This window comes from Rhodovastum atsumiense (assembly GCF_937425535.1).
Taxonomy (GTDB): Bacteria; Pseudomonadota; Alphaproteobacteria; order Acetobacterales; family Acetobacteraceae; genus Rhodovastum; species Rhodovastum atsumiense.
In genome coordinates this window covers 3,145,057-3,161,118 of sequence record NZ_OW485601.1, presented here as the reverse complement: position 1 = coordinate 3,161,118, position 16,062 = coordinate 3,145,057, and the positions used below count along the sequence as shown (strand labels likewise).

The window sequence follows — 16,062 nt, the reverse complement described above, 5'->3', positions numbered from 1 at the left end:
CGGCGTCTCGATAAAACCCCAGTCGGTGAACCGGACCGCCAATCAGGCCGTCCGCATGTCCAGATCGACGTTCAGGCCGAGTGACTTCAGTTCCTTGACCAGCACGTTGAAGCTCTCGGGAATGCCGGCCTCGAAGGTGTCCTGCTCGCGCACGATCGCCTCGTAGACCTTGGTGCGGCCCGACACGTCGTCGGACTTCACCGTCAGCATCTCCTGCAACGTGTAGGCCGCGCCGTAGGCTTCCAGCGCCCAGACCTCCATCTCGCCGAAGCGCTGGCCGCCGAACTGCGCCTTGCCACCCAGCGGCTGCTGGGTGACCAGGCTGTACGGCCCGATGGAGCGGGCATGGATCTTGTCATCGACCAGGTGGTGCAGCTTCAGCATGTAGATGTAGCCGACCGTGACCTTGCGCTCGAACGGCTCGCCGGTGCGCCCGTCGGTCAGGGTGACCTGACCGGAGGTGTTCAGCCCCGCCCGCCTCAGCATGCCCTCGATGTCGCCCATGCGGGCGCCGTCGAACACCGGGGTCGCGATCGGGATGCCCTTGCGCAGGTTCGTGCACAGCTCGACCAGCTGCTCGTCGCTCATCGGCGCGATCTCATCGGCGAAGACGCGCTCGCCGTAGATGTCCTTGAGCGCATCCAGCAGCTCCTGCCGGGCGGCGCCGGTGCGGCGGTAGTCCTCGACCAGCTCGGAGACCTGCCGCCCCAGCGTGGCGCAGGCCCAGCCGAGATGGGTCTCGAGGATCTGCCCCACGTTCATGCGGCTCGGCACGCCCAGGGGGTTCAGCACCAGATCGACCGAGGTGCCGTCCTCCAGGAAGGGCATGTCCTCCACCGGCACGACGCGCGAGACCACACCCTTGTTGCCGTGACGACCGGCCATCTTGTCGCCGGGCTGCAGCTTGCGCTTCACCGCGACGAACACCTTGACCATCTTCATCACGCCGGGCGGCAGCTCGTCGCCGCGCTGCAGCTTCTCGACCTTGCTCTCGAAGCGGGCCTGCAGCCGGGCCACGGCGGCGTCGAACTCGCGCTTGAGCGTCTCGATCTCCGCCATCACGGCGTCGTCCTGCACGCCGATGTTGCGCCAGGCGCCGCGCGGGAACTCGGCCAGCAGTTCCTCGGTGACCGGGGTGCCGGCCTTGATGCCCTTGAACCCGCCGGACGCCTTGCGGCCGAGCAGCTTCTCGCGCAACCGGTTGAGGAAGCTGCGTTCCTGGATCGCGCGCTCGTCGTCGCGGTCCTTGGCGAGCCGCTCGATCTCGGCGCGCTCGATCGCCATGGCGCGCTCGTCCTTGTCGACGCCGCGGCGGCTGAACACGCGCACGTCGACGATCGTGCCGGTGACGCCGGGCGGCAACTTCAACGAGGTGTCACGCACATCGGACGCCTTCTCGCCGAAGATGGCGCGGAGCAGCTTTTCCTCCGGCGTCATCGGGCTTTCGCCCTTCGGCGTGACCTTGCCGACCAGGATATCGCCCGGGTTCACCTCGGCGCCGATATAGACGATGCCGGCCTCGTCGAGGTTCTTCAGCGCCTCCTCGCCCACGTTCGGGATGTCGCGGGTGATTTCTTCCTGACCGAGCTTGGTGTCACGCGCCATCACCTCGAATTCCTCGATGTGGATGGAGGTGAACACGTCGTCGCGGGCGATCCGCTCGGAAATCAGGATCGAGTCTTCGAAGTTGTACCCGTTCCACGGCATGAAGGCGCAGAGCACGTTGCGCCCGAGCGCCAGCTCGCCGAGTTCGGTCGAGGGACCGTCGGCGATGATGTCGCCCTCCGCCACCCGGTCGCCCACGCGCACCAGCGGACGCTGGTTGATGCAGGTCGACTGGTTGGAGCGCATGAACTTGCGCAGCCGGTAGATGTCGACGCCCTTGGTGGTGCCGTCCTCGGCGGTGGCGCGCACCACGATGCGGGCGCCGTCGATCTGGTCGACCACGCCGGCGCGGCGGGCGACGATGGTGGCCCCCGAGTCGCGGGCGACCGCGGCTTCCATGCCGGTGCCCACCAGCGGGGCATCGGCGCGGATCAGCGGCACCGCCTGACGCTGCATGTTGCTGCCCATCAGCGCGCGGTTGGCGTCGTCGTTCTCCAGGAACGGGATCAGCGCCGCGGCCACGGAAACCAGCTGCTTGGGCGAGACGTCGACCGCGGTCACTTCCTCCGGCCGGGCGAGACGGAAATCGCCCTGCTTGCGCACGGAGATCAGTTCTTCCTGGAAGCGGCCGGTTTCATCGGTGGGCGCGTCGGCCTGCGCCACCACCAGCCGTTCCTCTTCCATGGCGGAGAGGTATTTCCAGCCTTCCTGCACCACCCCGTCCTTCACCAGGCGGTACGGCGTCTCGATGAAGCCGTACTTGTTCACCTTGGCGAAGGTGGCGAGCGAGTTGATCAGGCCGATGTTCGGGCCTTCCGGCGTCTCGATCGGGCAGATGCGGCCGTAATGCGTCGGGTGCACGTCGCGCACCTCGAAGCCGGCGCGCTCGCGGGTCAGGCCGCCCGGGCCGAGGGCCGAGAGGCGGCGCTTATGCGTCACCTCCGAGAGCGGGTTGGTCTGGTCCATGAACTGCGAGAGCTGCGAGGAGCCGAAGAACTCGCGCACCGCCGCCGCCGCCGGCTTGGCGTTGATCAGGTCGTGCGGCATCACGGTGTCGATGTCGACCGAGCCCATGCGCTCGCGGATGGCGCGCTCCATGCGCAGCAGGCCGACGCGGTACTGGTTCTCCATCAGCTCGCCGACCGAGCGCACCCGGCGGTTGCCGAGGTTGTCGATGTCGTCGATCTGGCCGCGGCCGTCCTTCAGCTCGCACAGGATCTTGACCGTGCGCAGGATGTCGTCCTTGCGCAGCACCCGCACGGTGTCGGGCACGTCGGTGGAGCCCAGCCGCATGTTCATCTTCACCCGGCCGACCGCGGAGAGGTCATAGCGGTCGGGGTCGAAGAACAGGCCGCGGAACAGCGCCTCGGCGGTTTCCGGGGTCGGCGGCTCGCCCGGGCGCATCACCCGGTAGATGTCGATCAGCGCGTCCTCGCGGTTGGCGTTCTTGTCCACCGCGAGCGTGTTGCGCAGCCACGGGCCGTTCTGCTGGTCCACCGCGAGGGTGGGCAGACGGTCGATGCCCAGGTTCTCCAGCGCCGCGAGCCGGGCCTCGGCCAGTTCCTCGCCGGCCTCGGCGTAGATCTCGCCGGTGTCCTCGTTGACCAGGTCCTCGGCGACGAAGCGGCCGAGCAGGTCGCCGCGGCCGACCAGCACCTCGCGGGTCTTCTCGGCGATGCGCTTGACCGAACGGGCGTTCAGCTTGGTGTCGGCCTCGGCCACCACCTCGCCGCTATCGGCGTCGACCAGCGGCTCCAGCAGCTTCATGCCGCGGAACGCCTCGGGATCGAACGGGCGCGCCCAGCCCTTCGGGGTACGGGTGAACACCACCTGGCCGTAGAAGGTGGAGAGGATTTCCTCGGCATCCATGCCGCGGATCTCGGAGGGGTCGATCGTCTCGCCCTGCGCCTCGCGGGCCGCGCGCAATTGCTCGGCGTAGCGGCCCTCCAGCGCGTAGAACAGCGTGGTGACCGGCAGCTTCCGCTTGCGGTCGATCCGGACGTACACAAGATCCTTGCTATCGAACTCGAAATCGAGCCAGGATCCCCGGTAAGGAATGACCCGCGCCGCGAAGAGATACTTGCCGGAGGAGTGAGTCTTGCCCTTGTCGTGATCGAAGAAAACACCCGGCGAGCGGTGCATCTGGCTGACGATGACTCGCTCGGTGCCGTTGATGATGAAGGTGCCGTTATCCGTCATCAGGGGCATGTCGCCCATGTAGACGGGTTGTTCCTTGATGTCGCGGATCGAACGGGACCCGGTGTCCTCGTCCACGTCCCAGACGATCAGGCGCAGGATGACCTTCAGCGGCGCGGCATAGGTCATGCCCCGCTGGATGCATTCCTCGACGTCATATTTCGGTTCCTCGAGCTCGTAGTAGACGAACTCGAGTCGGCCGCGCCCGGCGAAGTCGTCGATCGGGAAGACGGATTTGAAAACTTCCTGCAACCCGGTGTTCGTGCGGTTGTCGTGCGGCACGTTCATCTGCAGGAACGCCTCGTAGCTGGCGCGCTGCACGTCGATCAGGTTGGGCATCGGCGCCACTTCGGGGATGCGCCCGAAGTTCTTGCGGATGCGCTTGCGTCCGGTGAACGACTTCGTGATCGCGTTCATGCCTGTCCCTGCTGCCCCGTCCTGAAGTATCGCCGTTTTGGCCGGCTCGCGGTCCTGCAATCCCCCCGGCCCGCCCGGGATATCCCACTCGTTCATCTCACCTGCCGGGGCGCGAGCCCGGCGGCAGCCCGTTCCGGAACGACGAAACGGAAGCGCGGACGGCGACCCCCGGGCACCCTGCCCGGGAAGCCTCCGCCCGCTTCAGACCCTGTTCCCCCGGAGGTCGCCCGCGAGGGGCGTCCCACCGGAGGATGCGTTGTAGCTGCCTACTTGATCTCGACAGTGGCGCCCTGCTCTTCCAGCACCTTCTTGATCTTGCCGGCCTCTTCCTTGTTCACGCCTTCCTTCACCGTCTTCGGAGCGCCCTCGACCAGGTCCTTGGCTTCCTTCAGCCCGAGCCCGGTGATGGTGCGGATCTCCTTGATGACGTTGATCTTCTTGTCGCCGGCGTTGGCCAGGATGACGGTGAACTCGGTCTGCTCCTCGACCGCGGCGGCGGCCGGAGCGGCACCAGCAGCCGGCGCGGCGGCCACGGCCACCGGAGCGGCGGCGGAAACGCCCCACTTCTCCTCGAGGAGCTTCGACAGTTCGGCGGCTTCCAGCACGGTCAGGCTGGACAGCTCGTCCACCAGCTTCGCAAGATCGGCCATTTTCGTGTATCCTTATCTAAGTCCTGGTCGGTTCCATGCAAGCCCGCCTGTGCAGGCCTGCCATAACATGTACGCGTCGCGTCCGCCGCCCCGGGGGGCGGCGCCTTACGCGGCCTCGGCCTCTGCCTCGTCCTTCTTGGCGTAGGCCGCCAGCACCCGTGCGACCTGTCCGCCCGGCGCCTGCAGCACACCGGCGATGCGCGTGGCCGGGGTCTGGATCAGACCCACCAGCTGCGCCCGCAGCGTCTCCAGCGACGGCAGCTCGGACAGCGCCTTGATCCCAGCCGCATCCAGCGTCTGAGAGCCAAGCGCCCCACCGAGCACCACGAACTTGTCGTTGGTCCTGGCGAACTCGACGACGGTCTTCGCCACCGCCACGGGATCCTTCGACCACGCGAGCGCGGTCGGTCCCTTCAGCAGCGGCTTGACGCCCTCGAATCGGGTCCCATCCAAGGCGAGTGCGGCCAGCCGGTTCTTCGCGACCTTGTACGTCGCCCCGGCTGCGCGCATCCGCCGGCGCAGATCCGTCGCCTCGGCAACGGTCAACCCTTTGGGCTGGGTGACCACCACCAGGGACGTATCGGCGAAGACGGACGCCAGCGAAGCGACGAACGCGTGCTTCTCCGTGCGGTCCAAAACCCGTCTCCTGTTTGGCCTGATGCGTGTGGACCGCATCCGGCCGGGTTGCCCTATGGGCCGTCCGGACACGCAGAAGCGCGCCGACCGGCCCCGTTCGCCTGCCCATGCGGAACCGCCAGGTCTGCGGGCACGATGGCCCTCATCCCATGGCTTCCCCGTCTCCCGCGCGCGGGCCGAAGCCCCTTAAGACCCCGAAGGGTCACGAACGGTCTCGGACAGGTTCGGGGGTTTTCACCCCCTGCCCGCCGGCCCCGAAGGACCGGCGTATCCCTTCAGCCTCGTCCGGCTCAGCCGACCGAGGCCACGTCCACGCGCACGCCCGCCCCCATCGTGGAGCTGACGGCCACCTTCTGCACGTAGGTGCCCTTGGCGCCGGACGGCTTGGCCTTGATGATCGCGTCGGCGAAGGCGCGCGCGTTCTCCAGCAGCTTCTCGGCCGGGAAGCTCGCCTTGCCGATGCCGGCATGCACGATGCCCGCCTTCTCGGCGCGGAACTCCACCTGGCCGGCCTTGGCCGCCCCGATGGCGCCCTTGACGTCCATGGTGACGGTGCCCAGGCGCGGGTTCGGCATCAGGCCGCGCGGGCCCAGGATCTTACCGAGCCGGCCGACCAGCGCCATCATGTCCGGGGTGGCGATGCAGCGGTCGAAGGCGATGTCGCCGGCCTGCACCTTCTCGGCCAGGTCCTCGGCGCCGACCACGTCGGCCCCGGCGGCCAGAGCTTCCTCGGCCTTGGCGCCGCGGGCGAACACGCCGACGCGCAGCGTCTTGCCGGTGCCGTTCGGCAGGCTGATCAGGCCGCGGACCATCTGGTCGGCATGGCGAGGATCAATGCCGAGATTCATCGAGATCTCGATGGTCTCGTCGAACTTGGCGCGGGCGTTCTGCTTCACCAGCGCGAGCGCCTGGTCCAGCGGATAGACCTTGGTCCGGTCGAAGCTGGCGTAGGCCGCCTTCAGTCGCTTGTCGTGCGCCATCGGATCAGCCCTCCACCACGGTCAGGCCCATCGACCGGGCGGACCCGGCCAGCATGCGCACCGCGCCCTCGACGTCGTTGGCGTTCATGTCCTTCATCTTCTGCGCCGCGATCTCGCGCAGCTGGCTGGTGGTCACCCGACCCACCGGACCGGCCTTGCCAGGGGCGGTGCTGCCGCTCTGGATGCCGGCCGCCTTCTTCAGGAAGTAGGTGTTCGGCGGCGTCTTGGTGATGAAGGTGAAGGTGCGGTCGCCATACGCCGTGATCACCACGGGCACCGGCATGCCGGGCTCCATCTGGGCGGTGACGGCGTTGAACTCCTTCACGAAGGCCATGATGTTCAGGCCGCGCTGACCGAGCGCCGGACCAACCGGCGGCGACGGATTGGCCTTGCCGGCGGGAATCTGCAGCTTGATATAGCCGACGATTTTCTTCGCCATGAGTATCCCTGCTCCTGTTCAGGGACCGCGGTACACGCGACCACCCTGCCCCAAAGGGGCACGGCCGTCTCCCGCGTTCCGGTTGAGCCGGCGCGTCTAGCGCGGCCCCTGGCAAGAGTCCAGCGGAATCACACGTACCCGGCGCATGTGCCGGGTTGGCGGGGCGTTGCCCCGGGCCCCACCAGGAGGCTCCGCCTCCTGGACCTCTGCCAAGGGCTTCGCCCTTGGAACCCATGTTTTCCGTGCCGCGCAGCGAGACTGGGGTGCAGGGGTCCCCTGACCCCTGCTGGGTCCAGGGCGAAGCCCTGGCCTTTCCTGATGCCGTCCTATCTTCTACTGCTCATCCCCTCTGCGGAGGCCGCATGCCTTTCCAGCACAGCCTTGCCGGCACCACCTACCGTTTCCCCGACCTGAGGACGCTGTTGGCGCGGGCCAGTCCGTTGCGGTCGGGGGACGTGCTGGCCGGCCTCGCCGCCGCCTCGGCCACCGAGCGGGTGGCCGCGCAGATGGCGCTTGCCGACCTGCCGCTGCGCCATCTGATCGAAGAGCCGGTGATCCCCTACGAGGTGGACGACGTCACCCGGCTGATCCTCGACAGCCACGACAAGGCGGCCTTCGCCCCGATCGCGCATCTGACGGTCGGCGGCTTCCGCGACTACCTGCTCGCCGAGGCGACCCCGGAGGCGCTGGCGGCGCTGCGTCCGGGGATCACGCCGGAGATGGCAGCGGCCGTCAGCAAGATCATGCGGCTACAGGACCTGGTCGCGGTGGCGGCCAAATGCCGGGTGACCACGGCTTTCCGCGACACCATCGGCCTGCCCGGACGGCTGTCGGTGCGCTTGCAGCCCAACCACCCGGTGGACGACCCGCGCGGCGTCGCCGCCGCCACGCTGGACGGGCTGCTGCTCGGCGCGGGCGATGCGGTGATCGGGGTCAATCCGGCGACCGACAGCGTGGAGGCCACCACCACCCTGCTGCACATGCTGGACGCGGTGCGCGACCGCTACGCCATCCCCACACAGACCTGCGTGCTGGCGCATGTCACCACCACGCTGCGCTGCATCGAACGCGGCGCGCCGGTGGACTTGGTGTTCCAGTCGATCGGCGGCACCGAGGCCACCAACCGCAGCTTCGGGGTCTCGCTCGCCCTGCTGGCCGAAGCGCAGCAGGCGGCGCTGGCGCTGAACCGTGGCACGGTGGGCAACAACGTCATGTATTTCGAAACCGGCCAGGGCAGCGCGCTCTCGGCCGAGGCGCATCACGGCGTCGACCAGCAGACCGCCGAGGCCCGCGCCTATGCCATCGCCCGTGCCTTCTCGCCGCTGCTGGTGAACACCGTGGTCGGGTTCATCGGCCCAGAGTACCTATATAATGGCAAGCAGATCCAGCGCGCCGGGCTGGAGGACCATTTCTGCGGCAAGCTGCTTGGCCTGCCGATGGGGGTGGATGTCTGCTACACCAACCATGCCGAGGCCGACCAGGACGACATGGACGCGCTGCTGACGCTGCTCGGGGTGGCGGGCGTCACCTATGTGATGGGCGTGCCCGGGGCGGATGACATCATGCTGTCCTACCAGAGCACCTCGTTCCACGATGCCCTGTACCTGCGCGGTGCGCTGAAGCTGCGCCCGGCCCCGGAATTCGAGGCCTGGCTGGAGCGAATGGGCTTGGCGGCTTCCTCCCCCCCGGAGCTGATCCCGGCCACGCTGGCCCCGGCGCGGGTGGGGCTGGTGGCATGAGCGCCCCCGTCCTGTGGCGAGACCTGCGGCGCTTCACCCCGGCGCGGGTGGCGCTTGGCCGGGTCGGCAATGGCCTGCCTACCGCCGCCCATCTCGAGTTCCAGGCCGCCCATGCCGCAGCGCGCGATGCCGTGCATGCGGAGCTGGACATCCCCCGGTTGCAGGCAGAGCTGGTGGAAGCGGGACTCACGGCGGGGGTGGTGCGCAGCGCCTGCCCGGACCGCCAGACCTATCTGCTGCGCCCCGATCTCGGCCGCCGGCTGCAGGATCCGGACGGGCTGGCCGCCGCGCCGGGGAGCATCGCCATCCTGATCTGCGACGGGCTGTCCGCGACCGCGGTGCAGCGCCACGCCGTGAAGGTGCTCGCCGCCCTCGCCGGCCGGCTCGACCGCATGGGCCCGATCGTCCTCGCCGCGCAGGGGCGCGTGGCGCTCGGCGACGATGTCGGCGCGGCGGTCGGCGCCGAGGCGGTGGTGGTGCTGATCGGCGAGCGGCCCGGCCTGACCTCGCCCGACAGCCTCGGCGCCTACCTCACCTGGGCGCCGCGGCGCGGCCGCAGCGATGCCGAGCGCAACTGCATTTCCAATATCCGACCGGACGGCCTGCCCCCCGCCGCAGCGGCGGAGAAGCTGCTCTGGCTGATCGGGCGGATGCGGGAATTGCGGCTGAGCGGCGTCGGCCTCAAGGACGAGCAGCCGGCGCTGGCGGGCGGTCAGGACAGGTCGATCTCGGTGGTCAGCACATAGCCGACCCGGCCGCCCGGCGCCTCCACCTCGGCCCACTGCACCAGGGCCTTCCACAACAGCCGGCGTACCGTGACGCGGGTGCCGCCCGGCAGCACCGCCAGCATCACCCCGGCCCGGTCGGGATCGCGGAACAGCGAAGCCCCGATCGGCCGGATATGCGCGGTGTGGACCTGCAGGGCCCCATCCGGGGCGAAACGCTCGACCGCCGGACGCGGCGGCGGCAGATCCGGCCGCAGCAGGACGGTCACCGCCCCGATCACCAGCATCAGCAGCGCCACCACCCCGATCACCCCGCCGCCGAGCGCCAGCATGCGCGTCCGCTCCACCCGGGCCCGCAGCAACTGGTTCTCCAGCAGGGCGGCATCCCGCTCGAACATGGCGCGGCGGATATCGGATTCGACTAGGTTCAGGCTCTGGCGCAGGGTCGCCAGCTCGTATTCCAGCCGCTCGCGCTCCTGCGGGTTGGGCGGGCGGTGCCCGACCAGGGCGGCACCGGCGAGGAAGATGCGCTTGAGATCGCCGCCGGTCAGGCCGAGCCGACGCGCGAGCGCCCCGACCGCACGACCGGCATTGTCGGCCTCGCCCGCCTCGGAGGCGAGCATGCCGACGCGCGCGGCCAGGCGCTCGAAATCGGCATCGGTCGTGGTCGGCGCGTTCGGGTCGGTCACCGCGGCTCCCCAGGCAATCCGCCTGGCATCCCCGGGCGGACGATCGGCTTGGGCGGCAGGGGCGCCCTTGAGCCAATGTACCGAAAAGCGGAGAGCGGACCAAGGTTGTCAGTCGGGCGCCCCCCCGCGCCCGGCTTCCGCCTTTCACACTGGGATGGTAACGGTTGCCCGAATGCCGCCTTCACGCCGGTTGGCCAGCGTCACATCGCCGCCATGGGCGCGCAGGATGTTGCGGGCGATCGGCAATCCGAGCCCGGTGCCGCCGGTCTCGCGGTTGCGGCTGACCTCCACGCGGTGGAAGGGCTGGAACACCAGGTCGAGTTCCCCGGGCGGGATGCCCGGTCCGTCATCCTCCACCGTCAGCAGCACCTGCCCCGCCTCCGGCCCCCTCAGCCGCAGATGCGCGCTGCCACCATAGGCCATGGCGTTCTGCACGAGATTGGTCAGGGCCCGCTTCATGGCGATCGAACGCACCCGCACCGTCAGATGATCCGGACCGTCATAGCTCAGGCAGTCGGCGGCTTCGGGCCGCGCATCCGCGGTCTCGTCGAGCACGGTGCGGGCGAGTTCGGGCAGGTCGACCGCGGTGACCGGCTCGTCGGCGGCGACATCGCGGCCGAAGGCCAGGGTCGCCGACACCATCGCCTCCAGCTCGTCGAGATCGGCGAGCAGCTTGCCACGCAACTCGTCGTCCTCGAGGAACTCCGCGCGCAGCTTCAGCCGGGTGATCGGCGTGCGCAGGTCATGGCCGATCGCCGAGAGCATGAAGGTGCGGTCCTGCACGAAGCGCCGGATCCGGTCGGCCATGGTGTTGAAGGCCCGGGCGGCGGTGGCGATCTCGGTCGGGCCGGTCTCGGGCAGGGGCGGCGCGTTGACGTCGCGCCCGAGCGCGTCCGCCGCCGCCGCCAGCGTGCCCACCGGCGCGGTCAGGCGGCGCACCGCCCAGAGCGTCAGCCCGGCGGCGGCGATCGTCATCAGCAGGAAGGCGATCAGGAAATTCTGCGAATCCCAGGGCCAGCTCGCGGGCATCTGGATGACGACATTGAGCCAGCCCTGCTCCGGCATGCGCATGCCGATGGCCATGCGCCCGTCCTCGGGACTGCCCTGCATGACGGTGTCACGCGGGCGCAACTGCGCCGGAACAGGAACGATCAGCAGGGCCGCGCGCATCTGCCGCATCACCGGCGGAGGCATCGGCGGCAGCGGCGCATGCACCGGCCGGTCCGAGACGGTGACGCTGATGTCGCTCGGCGAATCGAATTCCGCCACCAGCCCGGGCCGTTGCTCCGGCGGGGCGAGCATCACGCCGCGATAGATCGACATGATGCGCACCGCCGCGTCGCGCGCCTGGGCCAGGTGCTGCACGTCGCGCAGATCGAGCGCGTGGATGGTCAGCCCGGCGACCTGCACCAATACCAGCCCGCTCACCAGTACCAGCGCAGTGCGGGTAGCCAGGCTGCGCGGCCATCCCGGCAGCCTCATCTGCCGATCACGCCCGCTCCACCTCGGCGGCCAGCACGTAACCGCCGCCCCGCACCGTCTTGATCAGGTTGGCCTGGCGGCCATTGTCCTCCAGCTTGCGCCGCAGCCGGCTGACCGCCACGTCGATCGCGCGGTCGAACGGCCCGGCCTGCCGGCCGCGCAGCAGATCCAGCAGCATGTCGCGGGTCAGCACCCGGTTGGCGCGCTCCACCAGCGCCACCAGCAGCTCGTACTCGCCACCGGTGAGCGGCACCTCCACCCCTTCGGGATTGAGCAGCCGGCGCCGGGTGAGTTCCAGCGTCCAGCCGGAGAAGCGCAGCGCGCGCGGCCCCTGCGGCTCGGGCCGGAGTTCGGGCGTATCGCCGGCGCGGCGCAGCACCGCGCGCATGCGCGCGAGCAGCTCGCGCGGGTTGAACGGCTTGGGCAGGTAGTCGTCGGCGCCGAGCTCAAGGCCGACGATGCGGTCGGTTTCCTCGCCCATGGCGGTGAGCATGACCACCGGCACCTCGGAGAAGCCGCGCAGCCAGCGGGCGAAATCGAGCCCGCTCTCCCCGGGCAGCATCAGGTCGAGGACGATCAGGTGGAAATTGCCCATCGCCCAGACACGACGCGCCTCGCGGGCATCGCGCACGGCGGTGACACGAAAGCGGTGGCGCTCGAGGAAGCGGGCGAGCAACTCGCGGGTCTCGCGGTCGTCGTCAACCACCAGGATATGCGGCAATGGGCCGCTGATGGACGCTGTCTCCATGGTGGGCATTATAATGACGACTGCGCGCCTGTCGCAGGCCCTTGTTGTACATGATTTTGATTCCATGATTCCCGGCTTCCCGCACCCGCCGCCGGCGGCGCGCGCGGCGCTTGACGCGCTGGCCGCCGCCGATCCCGACCTCGCCCGCATCGAGGCGGCGGCCGGGCCGTTGCCCTGGCGCCGGCGCGCCCCCGGCTTCCCCGGGCTGCTGCAGGCGATCGTCGGCCAGCAGATCAGCAACCAGGCCGCGGCGGCGATCTGGCGGCGGCTGCACGCCGTCCCGGGCGCGCTCGATCCGCAGGCGCTGCTGGCGCTGCCGGAGGCGACGCTGCGGCAAGCCGGGCTGTCGCGCCCCAAGGTCCTGCATGCCCGCGCCCTCGCCGCCGCCTTCGCCGAGGGCCGGCTGTCGGAAGCGGGGCTGGCCGCCATGGACAACCAGGACGCGGTGGCGGCGATCGCCGCGGTGCGCGGGCTCGGCACCTGGTCGGCCGAGATCTACCTGCTGTTCGCGCTGGAGCGGCCCGACGTGTTCCCCGCCGGCGATCTCGCTTTGGCGGGGGCGGCGGCGGAGCTCAAGCGGCTGGCAGCGCGGCCGGGGCCGGCGGCGCTGCGCGTGCTGGCCGAGCCGTGGCGGCCCTGGCGGGCGCTGGCGGCGCGGCTGCTGTGGCATCACTGGCGGCACCTGACCGGGCGGCCGGCCATGGACGATCTGCCACCGACATGACAGCCTCGGCGCGATCCGGGCGAGGAAACCGATGACCGAGAGCTTCCACCCTTTGTTGCCGATCAGCCGCAAGGGCACGATCGCGATCGTGACGTTCAATCGCCCGGAGGTGCGCAACGCCTTCGACCTGTCGATGTGGCGCGGCCTGCAGGCGACGATGGAGGGGTTGTCGGCGCAGGAGGAATTGCGCTGCGTGGTGCTGCGCGGCGCCGGCACCCACGCCTTTTCTTCCGGGGCGGACATCGCCGCCTTCGACCGCGAACGTGGCAGCCGCGAGCAGGAGGACATCTACGCCCGGGTGCTGCACGAGGCGATGCAGTCGATCCGGCTGTGCCGCCATCCGGTGGTGGCGATGATCATGGGCGCCTGCATCGGCGGCGGCGCCGGCATCGCCACGATGTGCGACTTCCGGGTGGGCGGCGAAGGCATCCGCTTCGGCATCACCGCCCGCAATCTCGGCATCTGGTATCCGTACGCGGAGATCGACCCGATCATCCAGATGGTCGGCACCGCCGTCGCCACCGAGATCCTGATCGAGGGACGGATCTTCTCCGGACGCGAGGCCTACGAGAAAGGCCTGCTCTCGCGCGTGGTTTCCGACGCGGCGGTGGAGGCCGAGGCGCTGGCGCTGGCCCGGCGCATCGGCGAGGGCAGCCCGCTTTCGGCGCGCTTCCACAAGGCGGCGCTGCGCAAGCTGCGCGGACCGTTGCCGATCACGCCCGAGGAGCACGCCGGCGTGAACGGCTTCGTGGAAACCGAGGATTTCCACAACGCCGCCCGCGCCTTCGTGGCCAAGCGCAAGCCGGTCTGGCACGGACGGTAGACCGGTCGGCCGGAAGACTGGCCGGCGGCAGATCCGTGAGCCGTCGGGCTACTTCTTCTGATTGCTCCCCGCTCGCGGTGCGGCTTCAATCACCGCCATGGACCTGCCGATCGTCCCCCCGGCGGCCGCATCTCCTCCCGTGACTCTCGCCCACCCGGTGGTGCAGGCGGTGCCGGTGGTGTTTGCCTCGCCGCACTCGGGCCGCGACTACCCCGCCGAGTTCGTCGCCGCCGCGCGGCTCGATGCCCTGGCGCTGCGACGCAGCGAGGACGGCTTCGTCGACGAGCTGTTCGCCACCGCCCCCGACCATGGGGCCCCCCTGCTCGCGGCCACCTTCCCGCGCGCCTTCTGCGATGCCAACCGCGAGGCCTGGGAACTCGACCCCGCGATGTTCGAGGAAGACCTGCCGCCCTGGGTGAACACCGCCAGCGCGCGGGTCAGCGCGGGGCTCGGAACGATCGCGCGCGTGGTGTCCTCGGGCGAGAGCATCTACCGGCGCAAGCTGCGTTTTGCCGAGGCGGAACGACGGATCCGGCTGTACTGGGAGCCGTTCCATGCGGCGCTGCGGGAGCTGATCGAGGAAACGCGACGGCGGTTCGGCGTCTGCCTGCTGGTGGATTGTCATTCCATGCCGGGCAATTCCACTTCGCCGGCCGCGGCCGCGGATTTCGTGCTGGGCGACGCGCACGGCACCGCCTGCGCGCCGCGGGTGTTGCGCGCGGCCGAGGAAGCGCTGGGCGGGCTGGGCTACCGGGTGCGGCGCAACGATCCTTATGCCGGCGGCTTCATCACCCGCCATTACGGCCGCCCGCGCGAGGGCGTGCATGCCGTGCAGGTGGAAATCTGCCGCCCGCTCTACATGGACGAGGCGCGCATGGAAAAACTGCCGGCCTTCACGCAAGTGCAACAGGACGTGACCACGATGATCGTGGCACTCACGAAAGCCGGCGCGCAGTTGCGCACGCGCTGAAAGCTCCGGCAAAGCCTCATCGGCCTTGATGCAACCCTCGGGGATTCAATCGTTTTACAGCAACGCCCCGGACGGTCCTCGGGACAAAAAAAATGGCGGCACGTCATCGTGCCGCCAAGTTTAGGGAGGAAACGTCCAAGAAAGCAGCCCGGCGTCACCGCCTTGCTGCGACGCACAAGATACGCAGCTTGTCCGACGGATGCAAGTGATATTTCGCAATGCAGCATCCGTATGAATGCGAAGCTCCACGGCAAGCACAGGCTTGACCGATTTCACCCATTCGCGAGCGCCGGGAGTGGTGATTACTCCGGATTAATCCGGGTGCGTATAGCGTCAATCCCATGCGTAAAATTTTCATGGCCGTTCTCATTTTGGCCCCGTCTTTTGCCGCAGCCGAGCCCTGGCCCATGTCACGGCCGGGCTTCGCCCAACGGCCAGGGCTGGTGGCACGGCCAACGCCGCAAGCCGCATTGCCGCCCTGGCTGCAATGCGACGCCGCCATTCGCGATACCGAACGCATGGCGGGAATTCCAGAACACCTGATGGCGGCGATCGGGCGCGTCGAAAGTGGGCGCACCGCCCCCGACGGGCAGACGCGTCCCTGGCCCTGGAGCTTCAATGCCGAAGGCGCCGACTACGTCTTCCAGACCAAGGCCGAAGCCATCGCGGCGGTGAAGGCATTGCAGGCCAAGGGCATGCGCTCGATCGACGTGGGCTGCATGCAGGTGAACCTGATGTATCACCCGACCGCCTTCACCTCGCTCGAACAGGCCTTCGATCCGGCGGAAAACACGCGCTACGCGGCGCGCTTCCTGACGCAACTGAAATCGCAGACCGGCACATGGGAAAAGGCGACCGCCTATTACCACTCGGCCACCCCCGAACGGGGCGAGCCCTACCAGCGCCGGGTGATGGCGATCTGGCCTGACGCGAAGAAGCGCGCGGAAGAAACCGAACAGGCCAGGCTGGAAGCGACACGAAGCAAACTGGCGGCCGCCTGGGCGGCGACACAACGCCCGGCCACGCCCGCCTCCGCCGGCACCGGCACCGGCACCGGAGGAGGGTTCATGCTGTCGAACCGGTCGGATTCAGCCCGCATCCTGCCGATGCCGGGCGGCGGCGCGGGACGCTCGCTGGACACCTACCGGGCCATGCCCATCCCGGTGGCGGCACGCTCCGCCGGCCGCACCGCGATGTAGCGCGACGCCCCGCACGGCAGACGGATGGCGATATCGCGAA

The 16,062-nt window shown here is 69.3% G+C and carries 14 protein-coding genes; 6 read left to right on the top strand and 8 right to left on the bottom strand.

Going from position 1 to position 16,062, the window contains the following annotated elements:
- Positions 1-42 precede the first annotated feature (42 nt).
- From rpoB to rplK, 5 genes are all read right to left on the bottom strand, one after another.
- On the bottom strand, positions 43-4,218 hold the full coding sequence (gene rpoB / locus NBY65_RS14335; RefSeq protein ID WP_150040692.1) for a DNA-directed RNA polymerase subunit beta: 4,176 nt from the start codon (positions 4,216-4,218) through the stop codon (positions 43-45).
- Between the two features lie 266 nt (positions 4,219-4,484).
- Positions 4,485-4,868: a 50S ribosomal protein L7/L12 gene (rplL, locus tag NBY65_RS14330; protein WP_150040691.1), complete on the bottom strand. Its 384-nt coding sequence runs from the start codon at positions 4,866-4,868 to the stop codon at positions 4,485-4,487.
- Positions 4,869-4,973: 105 nt separating this feature from the next.
- On the bottom strand, positions 4,974-5,504 hold the full coding sequence (gene rplJ / locus NBY65_RS14325; protein ID WP_150040690.1) for a 50S ribosomal protein L10: 531 nt from the start codon (positions 5,502-5,504) through the stop codon (positions 4,974-4,976).
- Between the two features lie 290 nt (positions 5,505-5,794).
- Positions 5,795-6,484: a 50S ribosomal protein L1 gene (rplA, locus tag NBY65_RS14320; RefSeq protein ID WP_150040689.1), complete on the bottom strand. Its 690-nt coding sequence runs from the start codon at positions 6,482-6,484 to the stop codon at positions 5,795-5,797.
- A 4-nt stretch (positions 6,485-6,488) separates the two neighbouring features.
- On the bottom strand, positions 6,489-6,923 hold the full coding sequence (rplK, locus tag NBY65_RS14315) for a 50S ribosomal protein L11 (RefSeq protein WP_150040688.1): 435 nt from the start codon (positions 6,921-6,923) through the stop codon (positions 6,489-6,491).
- 362 nt (positions 6,924-7,285) lie between these two features.
- Between rplK and NBY65_RS14310 the strand changes: the two genes are divergently transcribed.
- Together NBY65_RS14310 and eutC are read left to right on the top strand one after the other, a co-directional pair.
- Complete coding sequence (locus NBY65_RS14310; protein WP_150040687.1) at positions 7,286-8,662, top strand: ethanolamine ammonia-lyase subunit EutB; 1,377 nt, start codon at positions 7,286-7,288, stop codon at positions 8,660-8,662.
- A complete protein-coding gene (gene eutC / locus NBY65_RS14305) occupies positions 8,659-9,408 on the top strand; it encodes an ethanolamine ammonia-lyase subunit EutC (RefSeq protein ID WP_150040686.1) in 750 nt (249 codons plus the stop codon). The genes NBY65_RS14310 and eutC overlap by 4 nt, the downstream gene beginning before the upstream one ends.
- Here eutC and NBY65_RS14300 read toward each other — a convergent pair.
- From NBY65_RS14300 to NBY65_RS14290, 3 genes are all read right to left on the bottom strand, one after another.
- Positions 9,375-10,076: an SH3 domain-containing protein gene (locus NBY65_RS14300; protein WP_150040685.1), complete on the bottom strand. Its 702-nt coding sequence runs from the start codon at positions 10,074-10,076 to the stop codon at positions 9,375-9,377. The two genes, eutC and NBY65_RS14300, sit on opposite strands and share 34 nt — an antisense overlap.
- A 144-nt stretch (positions 10,077-10,220) precedes the next feature.
- Positions 10,221-11,558 carry an ATP-binding protein gene (locus tag NBY65_RS14295; protein WP_150040684.1) on the bottom strand — a complete coding sequence of 446 codons (1,338 nt, stop codon included), beginning with the start codon at positions 11,556-11,558 and terminating at the stop codon, positions 10,221-10,223.
- Positions 11,559-11,565: 7 nt separating this feature from the next.
- Positions 11,566-12,306, bottom strand: a complete 741-nt coding sequence (locus NBY65_RS14290; protein ID WP_150040683.1) for a response regulator — start codon at positions 12,304-12,306, stop codon at positions 11,566-11,568.
- A 64-nt stretch (positions 12,307-12,370) separates the two neighbouring features.
- Between NBY65_RS14290 and NBY65_RS14285 the strand changes: the two genes are divergently transcribed.
- The 4 genes from NBY65_RS14285 to NBY65_RS14270 all read left to right on the top strand — a co-directional run bounded on the left by NBY65_RS14285 (position 12,371) and on the right by NBY65_RS14270 (position 16,022).
- On the top strand, positions 12,371-13,030 hold the full coding sequence (locus NBY65_RS14285) for a DNA-3-methyladenine glycosylase family protein (protein ID WP_162530529.1): 660 nt from the start codon (positions 12,371-12,373) through the stop codon (positions 13,028-13,030).
- Positions 13,031-13,061: 31 nt separating this feature from the next.
- On the top strand, positions 13,062-13,853 hold the full coding sequence (locus NBY65_RS14280) for an enoyl-CoA hydratase/isomerase family protein (protein WP_150040681.1): 792 nt from the start codon (positions 13,062-13,064) through the stop codon (positions 13,851-13,853).
- A 97-nt stretch (positions 13,854-13,950) separates the two neighbouring features.
- Positions 13,951-14,823: an N-formylglutamate amidohydrolase gene (locus NBY65_RS14275; protein WP_150040680.1), complete on the top strand. Its 873-nt coding sequence runs from the start codon at positions 13,951-13,953 to the stop codon at positions 14,821-14,823.
- A 407-nt stretch (positions 14,824-15,230) separates the two neighbouring features.
- Positions 15,231-16,022, top strand: a complete 792-nt coding sequence (locus NBY65_RS14270; protein WP_150040679.1) for a lytic transglycosylase domain-containing protein — start codon at positions 15,231-15,233, stop codon at positions 16,020-16,022.
- Positions 16,023-16,062 lie beyond the last annotated feature (40 nt).

Coding starts and splice junctions, on each gene's coding strand:
- NBY65_RS14275 (WP_150040680.1), top strand. CDS start 13,951: ATGGACCTGCCGATCGTCCCCCCGGCGGCCGCATCTCCTCCCGTGACT.
- NBY65_RS14310 (WP_150040687.1), top strand. CDS start 7,286: ATGCCTTTCCAGCACAGCCTTGCCGGCACCACCTACCGTTTCCCCGAC.
- NBY65_RS14295 (WP_150040684.1), bottom strand. CDS start 11,558: ATGAGGCTGCCGGGATGGCCGCGCAGCCTGGCTACCCGCACTGCGCTG.
- eutC (WP_150040686.1), top strand. CDS start 8,659: ATGAGCGCCCCCGTCCTGTGGCGAGACCTGCGGCGCTTCACCCCGGCG.
- rplA (WP_150040689.1), bottom strand. CDS start 6,484: ATGGCGCACGACAAGCGACTGAAGGCGGCCTACGCCAGCTTCGACCGG.
- NBY65_RS14280 (WP_150040681.1), top strand. CDS start 13,062: ATGACCGAGAGCTTCCACCCTTTGTTGCCGATCAGCCGCAAGGGCACG.
- rplL (WP_150040691.1), bottom strand. CDS start 4,868: ATGGCCGATCTTGCGAAGCTGGTGGACGAGCTGTCCAGCCTGACCGTG.
- NBY65_RS14270 (WP_150040679.1), top strand. CDS start 15,231: ATGTCACGGCCGGGCTTCGCCCAACGGCCAGGGCTGGTGGCACGGCCA.
- rpoB (WP_150040692.1), bottom strand. CDS start 4,218: ATGAACGCGATCACGAAGTCGTTCACCGGACGCAAGCGCATCCGCAAG.
- rplK (WP_150040688.1), bottom strand. CDS start 6,923: ATGGCGAAGAAAATCGTCGGCTATATCAAGCTGCAGATTCCCGCCGGC.
- NBY65_RS14285 (WP_162530529.1), top strand. CDS start 12,371: ATGATTCCCGGCTTCCCGCACCCGCCGCCGGCGGCGCGCGCGGCGCTT.
- NBY65_RS14290 (WP_150040683.1), bottom strand. CDS start 12,306: ATGGAGACAGCGTCCATCAGCGGCCCATTGCCGCATATCCTGGTGGTT.